Source organism: Pandoraea sp. 64-18, assembly GCF_001899225.1.
Taxonomy (GTDB): Bacteria; Pseudomonadota; Gammaproteobacteria; order Burkholderiales; family Burkholderiaceae; genus Pandoraea; species Pandoraea cepalis.
The window spans coordinates 47,166-62,416 of the sequence record NZ_MKVU01000020.1 but is presented as its reverse complement, the minus strand read 5'-3'; the positions used below and the strand labels follow the sequence as shown (position 1 = coordinate 62,416).

Sequence of the window (15,251 nt, the reverse complement as noted above, 5' to 3'; positions counted from 1 at the left end):
CGACGCGGGGCGCTGTATCCGGGGGCGGCGCGTTACAATACGGCCCATGTCAGAACCTCGCTTCGTCCACCTCCGTCTCCATTCCGAATACTCGATCGCCGATGGCATCGTGCGGCTCGACGACGTCGTCAAGGCCGCCGCCAAGGATGGTCAGGGCGCGCTCGCGCTGACCGACCTCGCGAACATGTTCGGCGCCATCCGTTTTTACAAGGAAGCCCGCGGCAAGGGCGTCAAGCCGATCATTGGCTGCGATGCCTGGATCACGAATCCGGTCGACCGCGACAAGCCGTCGCGGCTGTTGCTGCTCGCACGCGACAGAGAGGGCTATCTGAACCTGTGCCAGTTGCTCTCCAAGGCGTGGCTCGGCAACCAGTGGCGCGGGCGGGCGGAGATCGAATCGTCATGGCTCCAGGCCGACGGTCTGGCGCGCGGTCTGCTGGCACTCTCCGGGGCCCAGATGGGCGATGTCGGTGCGGCGCTGGCGGCCGGCAACCCCGAGCAGGCGCTGCAATGCGCGCAGCACTGGGCGAGCGTTTTCCCCGGGGCGTTTTATATCGAGTTGCAGCGCACCGGCCAGGCGGGCATGGAGATGTACGTGCAGCAGGCGGTGCAGCTGGCGGCGAAAGCGGGCCTGCCGGTCGTTGCCACGCATCCGATTCAGTTCATGACGTCGGACGACTTCACCGCGCACGAGGCGCGCGTGTGTATTTCCGAAGGCGAGATGCTGGGCAACGCGCGCCGTGTGCGGCGGTTCACGCAGGATCAGAGTTTCCGCACGCAGGACGACATGATCGCCGCGTTTGAAGACGTGCCCTCTGCAGTGGCGAATACCGTCGAGATTGCCAAGCGCTGCAACGTGACACTCGAGCTCGGCAAGCCGAAGCTGCCGCTGTTCCCCACGCCGGACGGCATGTCGCTCGACGACTATCTCGTGCACCTGTCCAAGGAAGGGCTGGAGACGCGTCTCGCCCAACTGTTCCCCGACGAGGCCGAGCGCGACGCGCAGCGTCCCGAGTATTACAAGCGGCTCGACTTCGAGACCGGCACGATCATCAAGATGGGCTTCCCCGGCTACTTCCTGATCGTGGCGGACTTTATCCAGTGGGCGAAGAACAATGGTGTCCCGGTAGGGCCGGGGCGCGGGTCGGGGGCGGGTTCGCTCGTGGCTTATGCGCTGGGCATCACCGACCTCGACCCGCTCAAGTACAACCTGCTGTTCGAGCGCTTCCTGAATCCGGAACGCGTTTCGATGCCCGACTTCGACATCGACTTCTGTCAGGACGGGCGCGATCGCGTCATTCAGTATGTGAAGGACAAATACGGCGCCGACGCCGTCTCGCAGATCGCAACGTTCGGCTCGATGGCCGCGAAGGCGGCGGTGCGCGACGTTGGCCGCGTGCTCGATCTGGGCTACAACTTCGTCGACGGTATCTCCAAGCTGATTCCGTTCAAGCCGGGCAAGCACGTCACCATCGACGACGCGCTCAAAGAAGAGCCGCAACTTGCCGAGCGCTTCCAGACCGAGGACGAAGTCAAGCAGTTGATCGAGCTGGCGCAGCGCGTTGAAGGCCTCACGCGTAACGTCGGCATGCACGCGGGCGGCGTGTTGATCGCACCGGGCAAGCTGACGGATTTCTGTCCCCTGTACACGCAGGGCAGCGGCGAAGATGCCAGCGGCGTGGTGAGCCAGTACGACAAGGACGACGTGGAAGCCGTCGGCTTGGTGAAGTTCGACTTTTTGGGTCTGACCACGCTGACGATCCTGAATTGGGCCGAGCGCTACATCAAGCGGCTGCATCCGGAGATGGCGGACTGGTCGCTCGACCAGGTTTCGCTCACAGATCCGGCCGCCTTCAGCATCCTGAAGAAAGCCAATACGGTGGCGGTGTTCCAGCTGGAAAGCCGCGGCATGCAGGGCATGTTGAAGGACGCCCAGCCGGACCGGTTCGAGGACATTATCGCGCTGGTGGCGTTGTATCGTCCGGGCCCGATGGACCTGATCCCGAGCTTCTGCGCCCGTAAGCACGGCCGCGAGAAGGTAGAGTACCCGGACCCGCGCGTCGAGCCGGTGCTCCAGGAGACCTACGGCATCATGGTCTACCAGGAGCAGGTGATGCAGATGGCGCAGATCATCGGCGGCTACTCGCTAGGTGGCGCCGATTTGTTGCGTCGCGCTATGGGCAAGAAGAAGGCTGAGGAGATGGCTCAGCACCGCGAGATTTTCGCGCAGGGTGCGGCGGCGAACGGCCTCACACGCGAAAAGTCGGACGAGATCTTCGACTTGATGGAGAAATTCGCGGGCTACGGTTTCAACAAGTCGCACGCCGCGGCGTACGCACTGCTGGCCTATTACACCGCGTGGCTGAAAGCACACCATCCCGCCGAATTCATGGCCGCCAATATGAGCTTGGCCATGGACGACACGGACAAGGTCAAGATTCTCTACGAAGACTGCCTGACCAGCGCCAATGGCCTGGGCGTGCTGCCCCCGGATGTGAACGTCTCCGCCTATCGATTCGAGCCGGCCGACGCGAAGACGGTGCGTTACGGCCTGGGCGCGATCAAGGGGAGCGGTCAGTCGGCCATCGAGGAAATTCTGCGGGCGCGCGAAGGGAAACCGTTCACCGATCTGTTTGACTTCTGCGCCCGCATCGATCGTCGTGTGGTGAACCGTCGCACGATCGAAGCGCTCATTCGTGCCGGTGCCTTCGACAGCATTCATGCCAATCGTGCGCAGTTGATGGCGTCGGTGCCGTTGGCGATGGAAGCCGCGGAGCAGGCGAGTGCGGCGGCCAATCAGGTCAGCCTGTTCGATCTTGGTGACGAAAGCCTGCAGGCGCCGCTCGAGCTGGCCGACGAGCCGGCCTGGACCGACAAGCGCAAGTTGCAGGAAGAGAAGCAGGCGCTCGGCTTCTATCTGTCGGGCCACATGTTCGATTCCTACGCCGAGGAAGTGCGGCGCTTCGTCCGGACCCGCATTCGAGACCTGACAGAGGGCCGCGACAGGCTGGTCGCCGGCGTGATTGCCAGCATGCGCACGATGATGACCCAGCGCGGCAAGATGCTGATCGTACAGCTCGACGACGGCACGGCAACGCTCGAAGTCACGATCTTCAACGAGCAGTTCGAAGCGAACAAGCACCTCTTCAAGGAAGACGAACTACTCATCGTGCAGGGCAACGCACGCCCGGACAGCTTCACCGGCGGCCTGCGCTTCACCGTGGAGAGCTTGATGGATCTCGGCCGTGCGCGGGCGCGTTTCGCGCGTGCGCTCAAGTTGTCGTTCAACGGCAATGCCGATTGGACGCGCCTGCGCGCCACGCTGCAACCGCACTGCACGATGTACCGCGTCGCGGCAATGGCAGGCGCGGGCGGCGGTTCCCGTGGGGGCGGCGGCGGCTTCAACGGCGGCGGAGGCGGCGGTGGCGGTGGCCGGAGCGGTGCCTTCGGACGTCGCAATGACGACGACAACGACAAGCAGAACGGCTTGCCGGTGCACATCGTGTATCGCCGTCCTGATGCCGAATGCGAGTCGCGACTGGGTGACGATTGGAAGGTCCAGCCGGGCGACGAATTGCTCGGCGAGCTTCGCCAGTGGCTCACGACCGATTCGGTGCAAATCATCTATTGAGGCAGGCGAGGCGGTGCGGCGTTGCATGACGCCGCGAGATGCCGTGCGTCTTTCGATACAACAAGGAAATCCGGATGTTCTCCATCATCGTTCCGACGTGGAACAATCTCGCCTTGCTGCAACTTTGCGTGCGCAGCATTCGCGAGAATTCGAGTCATCCGCATCAGATCATCGTCCACATCAACGACGGCTCAGACGGCTCGCTCGACTGGGTGCGGGCCGAGGGGATCGAGCATACGGCGTCGCCGGACAACATCGGTATCTGCTACGCCGTGAATCAGGCGGCAGCGCTTGCCCGTGAAAAGTACATCGTCTACCTGAACGACGACATGTATTGCTGCCCGGGCTGGGATCGTGCGCTGATCGAGCGTGCCGAAGCCATGCCCGACAAGGCCTTCATGCTCTCGGGCACTATGATCGAGCCGGTCGACACCGGCAATCCCTGCGTGCTTGTGCAGGACTTCGGCCGCGACGTCGATACGTTCGATGAGGCGGGGCTGCTCGCTGCCGTGCCGACCTACCGCAAGCCGGACTGGTTCGGCGCCACTTGGCCGCCGACGCTCGTGCACCGCGATTGGTGGTTTCTCGTCGGCGGTTACAGCACCGAGCTTAGCCCTGGCATGAGCAGCGACAATGACTTCTCGATGAAGATGTGGGCAGCGGGCGCACGCCGTTTCGTTGGCGTTGGCGCGAGCCTTGTGTACCACTTTCAGTGCAAGAGTACGGGCAAGGTGGTGAAGAACGACGGTCGCACGCAGTTTCTGCGCAAGTGGGGCATGACACAGTCCATTTTCGACCGCTATTACCTGCGCCGTGGCAAGCCGGTGCCGGCAGGTAACGACGGACGGCTGCCCGAGCCGGTCAATGACGGCAAGCTGCGCTGGGAATTGTTCCGCTCGCGTGTGAAGCGGGCGCTCGCCAAGTAATTGGGCCGAGGGTGCGTCAGGCGTCTGCGCGCCGCAGCAGCGCGTACTTCAGAAACGCGCTGCGGGCATTCATCCGCGCAATCGCGGCGCCCGTGGCGCCGTCGAGAAATCCTCTGCGCAGTAAATACGTGCGCACGAACGCCCATCCGCCATTGATCCAAGGTTTCAGCGGCGAGACGCGTTTGCCGCGCAACGCCATCTCCGTCGCCCCCGCGCGCGCATACCGCTGAACCTTGTCTTCGACCTGACGAACCTCGGTATAGCTGTAATGCAGCAGGTGATGCGCAAGGGTGCCGATCTCGCCGTCGACGATCACCCGCTCGTGCACGAGATTGTCGGAGAAGCGTCCGGCCTCGCGCCGAAACAGTCGCAACACGTAGTCCGGGTACCAGCCGCAATGCCGCACCCAGTGTCCGAGGAACTGCGACAGGCGAGGCATGCGGAAGCCCGCGTAGCCGCCGCGGTCACTGCTGGCAATCGCCGCCGCAATCTCGGCCGCCAGTTCTGGCGTGACGCGTTCATCGGCGTCGAGTGACAGCACCCAGGGCTGTGTCGCAAGCGACAGCGCGCGATTCTTCTGGGGGCCGAAGCCGGGCCAGTCGGCGGTGACGTGCACCTCGGCGCCTGCGGCGCGAGCGATGTCCGTCGTGCCGTCCGTGCTCGCGTTATCGAGCACGACGATCTGCGACGCCAACGACTGCACCGACGTGATGCAATCGGCAATGTTGTGACGCTCGTTGCGCGTGAGAATCGTTACCGTGAGCGGCAGACGCGGCGAACATTCGAGCGAGGTGGCAGGCGATGAAGCTTCAATCATGACAACTCACGAAATGGCGGCGTCCGATTGCCGGACCCGCGCGGTGATCAAGCGTTGGCAACGTCGTTGAGCAACTCGACAAGCGCTTCACCGTAGCGTTCGATCTTGGCTTCGCCGAGTCCGGTGATATCGGCCAACCCCTCGCGATGGCGGGGGCGACGCTGGGCGAGTTCGCGCAGTGTCCGGTCGTGCAGGATAACGTAGGCGGGCACCTGCTGCGTCTTGGCGATCTCCTGCCGCCAGGCCCGCAGCTTTTCGAACAGTTGCTGATCGGCAGTATCCAGCTCGATCGCCTGCGACGACGCATACCCGGCAAAACGGCTCTTCTTTCCGACGGAGGCCCGCTGGCGCCGCAACGACAGTGTCGTTTCCCCCTTGAGCACCGGGCGTGCCGCCGCGTTGAGCGTCAGCGCGCCGTATTGACTGCTGTCGGGCTCGATGATGCCATGCGCGATCAACTGCCGGAACACCGCGCGCCAGCCTTGATCGTCGAGTTCACCGCCAACGCCGAACGTCGGCAGGGCTTCGTGCCCGAACTGACGAATCTTGTCGGTGCTGCGCCCGCGCAGCAGATCGACCAGATGCCCGGCGCCAAAACGCTGGCCCGTACGCAGTATGGCCGAGAGGGCCTTCTGGGCGGCGATGGTCCCGTCGAAGACTTCGGGCGGACTCAGGCAGACATCGCAGTTGCCGCACGGCGCGCTCGATTCGCCAAAATACGACAGCAGCACGGTGCGGCGGCAGCGCGGCGCTTCACAATAGCCGAGCAGGGCGTCGAGTTTCTGGCGTTCGATGCGCTTTTGCTGGTCGGGAGCGTTCGACTCGTCGATGCGGCTGCGATGCACCACGACGTCGTTCAGCCCATACGTCATCCAGGCTTCGGCGGGTTCGCCGTCGCGCCCCGCGCGCCCCGTCTCCTGATAGTAGGCTTCGAGGCTCTTGGGCAAATCCAGGTGGGCGACGAAACGCACGTCGGGCTTGTCGATGCCCATGCCGAAGGCAACCGTGGCCGACATCACCAGCCCTTCCTCGCGCAGGAAGCGCTGTTGGTGCGTGCGGCGCACGTCCGCGTCCAGCCCGGCGTGATAGGGCAGGGCCGGAATGCCCTGCGTCTCGAGCCAGGCGGCGGTTTCTTCCACCTTCTTGCGCGACAGGCAATAGACGATGCCCGCCTCGCCCCGGTGCCGCCCTAGAAACGCGAGCAACTGCTTGCGGGGATTGTCGCGATCGACGATCTCGTAGCGAATGTTCGGCCGGTCGAAGCTCGAGACGAACAACCGCGCCTCGGTCAGGCCAAGCCGCGTCTGGATGTCCTCGCGCGTCGCGGCGTCCGCCGTGGCGGTCAGCGCGATGCGCGGTACGCGCGGATAACGTTCGTGAAGTGCCGAGAGCTGAATGTATTCGGGACGGAAGTCATGCCCCCATTGCGAGACGCAATGCGCCTCGTCGATGGCGAACAGCGCCAGTTGCCCGCGCGCGTCGAGTCGGTCGAGCAGGTCGAGAAAACGATCGGTCAGCAAGCGCTCGGGCGCCACGTAGAGCAGATCGAGTTCGCCGCGGGCGGCGCGGCGCTCGGTATCGAGCGCTTCGTCGAAGCCGAGACTGGAGTTCAGATAGGCCGCGCGCACCCCGGCTTGCAGCAGCGCATCGACCTGGTCCTGCATGAGCGCGATGAGCGGCGAGACGACGATGCCGACGCCGGGGCGCAGCAACGCGGGGATCTGATAACACAGGGACTTGCCGCCGCCGGTCGGCATCAGCACAAGCGCGTCGCCCCCGTCGGCTACGTGGTCGACGATAGCGGCCTGATCGCCACGGAATGCGTTATAGCCGAATACGGTACGGAGGACTTCGAGTGCGCTTGCCATGGGCGGGAGTATACCGGTTCCCCCCCGGCTGCGGCGCGCATCGGCCCCGAGCGCGGCCATTGTGATGAATTTTGCGGTGATGTCCGAGTCAGGCTCGGACGTGTCCCGGCAAGACCGGCCGGTACGATAGAATAGCGGTTTTTCCGTCGTCCCCCACCTACATGAGCGCACCGCACAAGCCCGTCGGACCGATTCTTCGGCGTCTGCTGGGCTATCTTCAGCCGTATTGGCACATGGGCCTGCTGGCCGTTCTCGCCATGGCGCTCGTGGCCGCGACCGAAGCGGCCATTCCGGCCGTCCTCAAGCCGGTGCTCGACAAGGGGTTCTCGGGCCAGGATCCATGGAATCTGTGGTACGTGCCTGCCGCCGTGATCGGTCTGGCTGTCATCCGGGGGGTAGCGCAATATTCGGCCAACTACATGCTCTCGTGGGTGTCCAACCGCGTGCTGCTCGACCTGCGCGTGCGCATGTTCGACCGCCTGCTGCATGCGCCGGCCGTCTTCTATCAACGCGAGACGACGAGCACGCTCATCAATGCACTCGTCTATGAAGTCAATCAGGTGCTCGGCGTACTGACCACGGTGCTCATCACGCTCGTGCGCGATTCGCTCACTGTCGTCGGCCTGCTGGGCTACCTGTTCTATCTGAACTGGCGCCTTACGCTCGTCGTGGCTGTGATTCTGCCGTTCATCGGCTGGCTCGTCGGCAAGATCAACCGGCGCCTGCGTCGTTTGAACCGCGAGCAGCAAACGCTGACCAATGCGCTGTCATACGTGGTCGAAGAAGCCGTGGGCGGCTACAAGGTGGTGAAGATTCACAACGGCGAAGCGTACGAAAAGTCGCGCTTCGACAAGATGACGAGCACGCTGCGCGGTTATGCCATGCGCGTGACCGTCTCAGGCGGTCTGGCGCAGCCGGTGACGCAGGCCCTCGCCTCGCTGGCACTGGCCATCGTCATTACGGTGGCGATGATCGAGTCGTCCTCGGGCGAGATGACCGTGGGCGGCTTCACGGCCTTCGTCACGGCGCTGCTGCTGGTCGTCTCCCCGCTCAAGCATCTGATGGATGTCAACCAGCCGCTGCAGCGTGGCGTGACGGCCGCGGAGCTGATTTTCGAAGTCATGGACGTCGAAGTCGAGCCGACCGGCGGCGAGCGCACACTCGAGCGCGCCAAGGGGCGCGTGACGTTCGATCAGGTGAGCTTCCACTATGGTGCCAGCGAGCGTCCGACGCTCGATCGGATCTCGCTCGAGGTGGCGCCCGGTGAGATGGTGGCGCTGGTGGGGCCCTCCGGCAGCGGCAAGACCACGCTGGTCAATCTGGTGCCGCGCTTCTACGATCCGACCGGTGGCCGGATTCTGCTCGACGACATTGCGCTGACGGACCTGCGCCTGGCCGATCTGCGTCGTCAAATTGCGTTCGTGAGCCAGGACGTCGTGCTGTTCAACGACACCATCGCCGCAAACGTGGCCTACGGCCAAGAGATCGACGCCGAGCGCGTGCAGGCAGCGCTGCGGGCGGCCAATCTGGCCGATGCGGTCGCGGCCATGCCCGAAGGCGTCGAAACGCTCGTGGGCGACAACGGCATGCGCCTGTCGGGCGGTCAGCGTCAACGTCTGGCCATCGCACGCGCGATTTACAAGGATGCCCCGATCCTGATCCTGGACGAAGCAACGTCCGCGCTGGATTCGGAGTCCGAGCGCCACGTGCAGGCCGCGCTGGAAGTCTTGATGGAAGGGCGAACCACGCTGGTGATCGCGCACCGCCTCTCGACCATTGAGCGCGCCGACCGGATCGTCGTGCTTGAACACGGCCGCATCGTGGAGCAGGGCTCGCACCAGGCGCTGGTGGCGCATAATGGCCTCTACGCGCATCTGCACCGTATTCAGTACGCGCAGCAGCAGGACGCCTGACGTCGCCGTCGCGTCGCGAACGTCAGCGCTTATCCGCCCGACCTGGAGAAGATCACGATGAGTCAGCCGCCGATCAGCCGTTTCCCTGTGCCCGACCTTGCCGCGTTGCCGGCCGATATTCGGGCACGTATCGACGACGTGCAGGAAAAGGCCGGCTTCATCCCGAACGTGTTCCTCACGCTGGCGCATCGCCCCGCTGAATTCCGCGCTTTTTTTGCGTATCACGATGCGCTGATGGCCAAAGAAGGCAATCTGAGCAAAGGCGAACGCGAGATGATCGTGGTCGCCACGAGCGCGGTGAATCAGTGTCTGTATTGTGTCGTTGCACACGGTGCGCTGGTGCGCATTTATGAAAAGCAGCCGCTGCTCGCCGATCAGGTGGCCGTCAACTATCTGAAGGCGGACCTGAGCGCGCGTCAGCGGGCGATTCTCGACTATGCGATGAAGGTGTGCGAGCGCTCCCACGAAGTCGGCGACGACGATTACGCGGCGCTGCGCCAACACGGTCTCGACGACGAGGACATCTGGGACATCGCCGCGATCACGGCGTTTTTCGGCATGTCCAACCGCATCGCCAACGCCATTTCGATGCGGCCGAACGACGAATTCTTTTTGATGGGACGCGTGCCGCGCAAGTAAGGCCGCTCCCCCTTCTTTATTTTTAGCCCATGATCTTTGTGACTGGCGGTGCCGGGTTTATCGGTGCGAATTTCGTTCTTGACTGGCTCGCGCAGCATGACGAACCTGTGTTGACCATCGATAAGCTGACTTACGCGGGCAATCTCGCCAATCTTGCGGGTATCGAGCATGACCGGCGGCATCGCTTTGCCCAAGTCGATGTCTGCGACCGCGACGCCCTCGGTCGGCTGTACGCCGCGCATCGGCCGCGCGCGGTGCTGCACTTCGCGGCGGAGAGCCACGTCGACCGCTCCATCCACGGCCCAGGTGACTTCGTGCAGACGAACATCGTCGGCACGTTCACGATGCTCGAAGCCGCACGCGCCTATTGGGGAACGCTCGACGGCGAGGCGCGCGATGCCTTCCGCTTCCTGCACGTCTCGACGGACGAAGTCTATGGCTCACTGAGCCCGAGCGATCCGGCCTTCACCGAGACCACGCCGTACGCCCCCAACAGCCCGTACTCGGCGTCGAAGGCCGGTTCCGACCATCTGGTGCGTGCCTATCACCACACCTATGGCCTGCCGGTGCTCACGACCAACTGCTCGAACAACTACGGCCCGTACCAATTCCCCGAAAAGCTTATCCCGCTGGTGATCGCCAATGCGCTGGCCGGCAAGCCGTTGCCGATCTATGGCGACGGCAGCAACGTGCGCGACTGGCTGTATGTCGGCGACCATTGCTCCGCCATTCGCGAGGTGCTCGCCAGAGGCGTCACGGGCGAGGTGTACAACGTGGGCGGCTGGAACGAGCAGAACAACCTGTCGGTCGTGAAGCACCTGTGTGCACTGCTCGATGAACTGTCGCCGCGCACCGACGGCAAATCGTACGGCGATCAGATCACGTTCGTCACCGACCGCCCGGGCCACGACCGCCGCTATGCCATCGACGCGCGCAAGCTCGAGCGCGAACTGGGCTGGCGCCCGGCCGAGACGTTCGAGACCGGCATGCGCAAGACGGTACAGTGGTACCTCGCCAACGGGGAGTGGGTGCGCCAGGTGCAGTCAGGCGAATACCAGCGCTGGATCGAAACGCACTATCAAAAGAACGACTGAGGCACGCATGAGTATCAAGCGCAAGGGCATCATTCTCGCGGGCGGCTCCGGTACGCGACTGTATCCGGCGACGCTCGCGGTCTCCAAGCAGTTGCTCCCGGTCTACGACAAGCCGATGATCTATTACCCGTTGTCCACGCTGATGTTGGCGGGGATTCGGGACGTGCTGATCATCTCGACGCCGCAGGACACGCCGCGCTTCGAGCAACTGCTGGGCGACGGCAGTCAGTGGGGATTGAACCTGCAATACGCCGTGCAACCGTCGCCGGACGGACTGGCGCAGGCATTCCTGATCGGCGCGGACTTCATCGGTCGCGACCCATGCGCGCTGGTGCTTGGCGATAATCTGTTCTACGGGCACGATTTCGCGTCACTACTTTCTGCTGCGAATAACCAGACGGAAGGGGCTTCCGTGTTCGCCTACCGCGTGAACGATCCCGAGCGATACGGCGTGGTGACGTTCGATGAAAGCGGCAAAGCCATCGACCTCGTCGAGAAACCCAAGGCGCCGAAGTCGCGCTACGCCGTGACCGGTTTGTACTTCTGCGACAACGACGTCATCGAGATTGCTCGCTCGATCAAGCCGTCGGCGCGTGGTGAGCTGGAAATCACCGACGTCAACAACGAATACCTGCGTCGCGGCAAGCTCAACGTCCAGATCATGGGGCGGGGTTATGCATGGCTGGATACCGGCACGCACGAATCGATGCTCGAGGCGAGCACATTCATCCAGACGATCGAAAGCCGTCAGGGCCTGAAGGTCGCATGCCCCGAAGAGATCGCATACCGGCGCGGCTGGATCGATGCCGCCGCCATCGAGGCACTCGCGCAACCGCTCGCCAAGACCGGTTACGGCCAATACTTGCTCTCGATGTTGCGCGAGCGGTTGTTCTGAGCTTGCCGCGACGCTTTCCTTCGATCCTAACCGGTATCTCGCTATGCAAGTGACTCCCACCGCCATTCCTGCCGTTCGCGTGATCGAACCGAAGGTCTTTGGCGACGCTCGCGGCCATTTCTTCGAGAGCTTCAACCAACGCGGCTTCGACAACGCGCTCGGCGAGGCGCTCACATTCGTGCAGGACAACCAGTCGCGCTCGGTCCGTGGCGTACTGCGCGGCCTGCACTACCAGGTCAAGCAACCACAGGGCAAGCTCGTGCGCGTGCTGCACGGCGAAATCTACGACGTGGCGGTCGATATTCGTGAAGGCTCGCCGACCTTCGGCAAGTGGGTCGCGGAGGTGCTGAGCGCCGAAAGCAAGAAGCAGCTATGGATCCCGGTAGGTTTCGCCCACGGTTTCGTGGTGACGTCGGAGACGGCCGAAGTGCTGTACAAGACCACGGATTACTGGGCGCCGCAGTTCGAGCGCTGCATTCGCTGGGACGACCCGACGCTTGCGATTCCCTGGCCGCTCGACGGCATCACGCCGATCGTCTCGGACAAGGATCGGCAGGGCATGCTGTTCTCGGAGTACCGGCACGAAGACTGATGTCGCCTACGGAACACCGTTCCGTAGGGGTACCCTCGGCCGCTTCAGCCCGGTCGTCAATCGACGGCGGGGCCGGCGGCGGCCGTGGCTTTTGCGGGCGGCGCTGCGCGGTTGGCGACGTCTGCCTCGCCCGGTGCGGCAGACGTGTCGCCCGTCACCCGCAGTATTCTCACGGCGCGCAGGCCAAAGCGCGCGGTGAGCGCATCGGCCACGCTCTGCGACGACGGTTCGATGCCGTCGTCGATGGGCACGCCCTCCGCGCCCGAACTTGCCGGTTCACGCAGCCCTTCGACAATCACGTCGGCTTCCAGCCCGTTGTTCAGATAGTGCAGTTTGACGTCGTGCAGCGCCAGCGCATTGGCGCGGCACAGCGCCTCTGCCGCGCTGACCACGACCGAGCGCGCAGGCCATTGCTGCAATGCGGTGCCCTTGGTGTCGCTCTCCGGATCGACGTGTACGAGTACATCGAGAATCTGCGGCTCCAGCATGACCGTCGCGCGCGCCTGTTCCGCGATGTAGTGTCCCTCCGAGACCGACAGACGCGCATCGACGAGGATGTGCACATCGACGACGATTTCATCGCCCATGCGCCGCGTGCGCAGCATGTCGATGGTGCGCACGCCGGGCGTCGCGAGTAGCCGTTCCCGAATGGTGACAGTCGTGGCGTCGTCCACGCCGCGATCGATGAGATCCTGCAACGCGTTCCAGCCGAACTTCCACCCGGTGCGTCCGATCATCAGTCCCACGAGGGCGGCGGCCAGCGGGTCGAGAATGCGATAGCCCGCAAGGTTGCCCAGAATACCGAACGCCACGACGAGCGACGAGAGCGCGTCGGAGCGCGCGTGCCACGCATTGGCCACGAGCATCGCCGAGCGCACGCGCTGCGCGGCGCGCAGCATATAGCGAAAGAGGCCTTCCTTGCTGACCAGCACCAGAACCGCAACGACCAGCGCGATCATGTGCACTTCCGGAATGTCTTCCGGATGCAGCAGCCGCTCGATGCCGCGCCAGAGCATTCCCGCCCCCACCACGAGCAGAATGACGCCAAGAAACAACGACGCCGCGTTTTCGTAGCGGCTATGACCGTAGGGGTGGTCGGCGTCCGGCGCACGGGCGCTGCCCCTTGCGGCGGCCAGCACGACGAAGTCCGAGACGATGTCCGAGAGCGAGTGAATGCCGTCGGCAATCAATGCCTGCGAACGGGCGAAGATGCCGATGACGATCTGCGCCGTCGTGAGCACGATATTGACCCAGATGCTGACCCAGGTTGTCTTGCGCGCGACAGCGTGTTTGTCGAGCGCCTCGCTCGATGCCGCCAGGTTGTCGTAGTTCGAGTAGGGCATGACGTCGGAACGTGGGAGCGTTGAGTGCGGTTACATCAAAATGATGTCGTACTGTTCCTGATGGAACGACGACTCCACCTGCAGCGAAATCGGCTTGCCGATGAAGTCGATCAGCATCGCGAGATGCTGAGACTCCTCTTCGAGGAACAGATCGACGACTTCCTGCGAGGCGATCAGGCGGAATTCGCGCGGATTGAACTGACGCGATTCGCGCAGAATCTCGCGCAGAATGTCGTAGCACAGCGTGCGCGGCGTCTTGACCTGTCCCTTGCCCTGACAGACGGCACACGGCTCGCACAGCACATGGGCGAGCGACTCGCGCGTGCGCTTGCGGGTCATTTCGACGAGTCCGAGCTGGGAGAAGCCGTTCACGGTAATGCGCGTCCGGTCGCGGGCGAGCGCCTTCTTCAGTTCGGCGAGCACCGAATCGCGATGCTCGGTGTTCTCCATGTCGATGAAGTCGATGATGATGATCCCGCCCAGATTGCGCAGCCGCAACTGGCGCGCGATCATCAAGGCCGCTTCGAGGTTCGTTTTGAAGATCGTGTCGTCGAAGTTGCGTGCGCCGACGTAGCCGCCGGTGTTCACGTCGATGGTCGTCATCGCCTCGGTCTGATCGATCATCAGATACCCGCCGGACTTCAGATCGACGCGACGCGACAACGCCCGCTCGATTTCCGTCTCGACGTTGTACAGGTCGAACAGCGGCCGCTCGCCGGTGTAATGCGTGAGCTTGCCGAGCACCGCCGGTGTATAAGTGGTCGCGAATTCGGCCAGCTTCTGGAACGTCTCGCGCGAGTCGACCAGGATTTTGCCCGTCTCCTCGTGCACGAAATCGCGCAGCACGCGCTGGGCAAGGTTCAGATCCTGATACAGCAGGGCAGGCGCAGGCACGCGCGTGCTCTGCTCGCCGATGGTTTGCCAGGACTTGCGCAGATAGGCGATGTCGTTCGCCAGTTCGGCGTCGGCCGCGTCTTCCGCGATGGTGCGCACGATGAAGCCGCCTTTCTCGTCGGCCGGCACGAGCGCCTGGATCTTGCTGCGCAGCGCCTCGCGCTCCGCTTCGCTCTCGATGCGCTGCGAAATGCCGATGTGGGGCTCCTGCGGTAGGTAGACGAGCGTGCGCCCGGCAATGCTGATCTGCGTCGACAGGCGCGCGCCCTTGGTGCCGATCGGATCCTTGATGACCTGCACCATCAGCGTCTGCCCCTCGAACACCGTTTTCTCGATTGGCGGCTGCGGATGAGGCGTGGAGGTGTCGTTGTTCGTACGCGGATGCCAGATATCGGCCACGTGCAGGAACGCCGCTCGCTCCAGCCCGATATCGATGAACGCCGATTGCATGCCTGGCAGCACGCGCACGACCTTGCCCAGATAGATGTTGCCGACCAGGCCGCGCGAGAGCGTGCGCTCGATGTGCAATTCCTGCACGGCACCGAGCTGCATGAGTGCCACACGGGTTTCCTGTGGCGTGATGTTGACCAGAATGTCTTCGTTCATAGAGTGTCGACCCGACTCAATAAGGCTTGGCAA

Annotated in this window: 11 protein-coding genes; 7 read left to right on the top strand and 4 right to left on the bottom strand. The window is 63.6% G+C overall.

From position 1 onward, the window contains the following. Positions 1 to 37: 37 nt before the first annotated feature. The gene (gene dnaE / locus BGP02_RS17370; RefSeq protein ID WP_026131748.1) at positions 38 to 3,631 is read left to right on the top strand and encodes a DNA polymerase III subunit alpha; all 3,594 of its coding nucleotides are present in this window, start codon (positions 38 to 40) and stop codon (positions 3,629 to 3,631) included. A gap of 74 nt (positions 3,632 to 3,705) precedes the next feature. Next, complete coding sequence (locus BGP02_RS17365; protein ID WP_017232849.1) at positions 3,706 to 4,557, top strand: glycosyltransferase family 2 protein; 852 nt, start codon at positions 3,706 to 3,708, stop codon at positions 4,555 to 4,557. Between the two features lie 16 nt (positions 4,558 to 4,573). Here BGP02_RS17365 and BGP02_RS17360 read toward each other — a convergent pair whose 3' ends face one another. Continuing rightward, entirely contained in the window at positions 4,574 to 5,374 is an 801-nt protein-coding gene (locus tag BGP02_RS17360; RefSeq protein ID WP_017232850.1) for a glycosyltransferase family 2 protein, read from the bottom strand. A 47-nt stretch (positions 5,375 to 5,421) separates the two neighbouring features. After that, positions 5,422 to 7,242, bottom strand: a complete 1,821-nt coding sequence (recQ, locus tag BGP02_RS17355) for a DNA helicase RecQ (RefSeq protein ID WP_286798912.1) — start codon at positions 7,240 to 7,242, stop codon at positions 5,422 to 5,424. A 131-nt stretch (positions 7,243 to 7,373) separates the two neighbouring features. Here recQ and msbA point away from each other — a divergent pair, with 131 nt between their 5' ends. The 5 genes from msbA to rfbC are packed head-to-tail and all read left to right on the top strand — an operon-like array spanning position 7,374 to position 12,375. Next, positions 7,374 to 9,155, top strand: a complete 1,782-nt coding sequence (msbA, locus tag BGP02_RS17350) for a lipid A export permease/ATP-binding protein MsbA (RefSeq protein WP_502688499.1) — start codon at positions 7,374 to 7,376, stop codon at positions 9,153 to 9,155. Positions 9,156 to 9,212: 57 nt separating this feature from the next. Continuing rightward, positions 9,213 to 9,794 carry a peroxidase-related enzyme gene (locus tag BGP02_RS17345; protein ID WP_017232853.1) on the top strand — a complete coding sequence of 194 codons (582 nt, stop codon included), beginning with the start codon at positions 9,213 to 9,215 and terminating at the stop codon, positions 9,792 to 9,794. A 29-nt stretch (positions 9,795 to 9,823) separates the two neighbouring features. Beyond that, on the top strand, positions 9,824 to 10,888 hold the full coding sequence (gene rfbB, locus BGP02_RS17340) for a dTDP-glucose 4,6-dehydratase (protein ID WP_286798911.1): 1,065 nt from the start codon (positions 9,824 to 9,826) through the stop codon (positions 10,886 to 10,888). Positions 10,889 to 10,895: 7 nt separating this feature from the next. Then, positions 10,896 to 11,783 carry a glucose-1-phosphate thymidylyltransferase RfbA gene (rfbA, locus tag BGP02_RS17335; RefSeq protein ID WP_286798910.1) on the top strand — a complete coding sequence of 296 codons (888 nt, stop codon included), beginning with the start codon at positions 10,896 to 10,898 and terminating at the stop codon, positions 11,781 to 11,783. Positions 11,784 to 11,826: 43 nt separating this feature from the next. Next, complete coding sequence (rfbC, locus tag BGP02_RS17330) at positions 11,827 to 12,375, top strand: dTDP-4-dehydrorhamnose 3,5-epimerase (protein WP_017232856.1); 549 nt, start codon at positions 11,827 to 11,829, stop codon at positions 12,373 to 12,375. Between the two features lie 56 nt (positions 12,376 to 12,431). On the opposite strand, the gene BGP02_RS17325 is transcribed toward rfbC, so the two are convergent. Next, the gene (locus BGP02_RS17325) at positions 12,432 to 13,718 is read right to left on the bottom strand and encodes a cation diffusion facilitator family transporter (protein WP_017232857.1); all 1,287 of its coding nucleotides are present in this window, start codon (positions 13,716 to 13,718) and stop codon (positions 12,432 to 12,434) included. 30 nt (positions 13,719 to 13,748) lie between these two features. Beyond that, complete coding sequence (gene rng, locus BGP02_RS17320; protein WP_017232858.1) at positions 13,749 to 15,218, bottom strand: ribonuclease G; 1,470 nt, start codon at positions 15,216 to 15,218, stop codon at positions 13,749 to 13,751. Positions 15,219 to 15,251: the final 33 nt, after the last annotated feature.

Coding starts and splice junctions, on each gene's coding strand:
- rfbB (WP_286798911.1), top strand. CDS start 9,824: ATGATCTTTGTGACTGGCGGTGCCGGGTTTATCGGTGCGAATTTCGTT.
- BGP02_RS17325 (WP_017232857.1), bottom strand. CDS start 13,718: ATGCCCTACTCGAACTACGACAACCTGGCGGCATCGAGCGAGGCGCTC.
- BGP02_RS17365 (WP_017232849.1), top strand. CDS start 3,706: ATGTTCTCCATCATCGTTCCGACGTGGAACAATCTCGCCTTGCTGCAA.
- BGP02_RS17345 (WP_017232853.1), top strand. CDS start 9,213: ATGAGTCAGCCGCCGATCAGCCGTTTCCCTGTGCCCGACCTTGCCGCG.
- rng (WP_017232858.1), bottom strand. CDS start 15,218: ATGAACGAAGACATTCTGGTCAACATCACGCCACAGGAAACCCGTGTG.
- recQ (WP_286798912.1), bottom strand. CDS start 7,242: ATGGCAAGCGCACTCGAAGTCCTCCGTACCGTATTCGGCTATAACGCA.
- rfbA (WP_286798910.1), top strand. CDS start 10,896: ATGAGTATCAAGCGCAAGGGCATCATTCTCGCGGGCGGCTCCGGTACG.
- BGP02_RS17360 (WP_017232850.1), bottom strand. CDS start 5,374: ATGATTGAAGCTTCATCGCCTGCCACCTCGCTCGAATGTTCGCCGCGT.
- rfbC (WP_017232856.1), top strand. CDS start 11,827: ATGCAAGTGACTCCCACCGCCATTCCTGCCGTTCGCGTGATCGAACCG.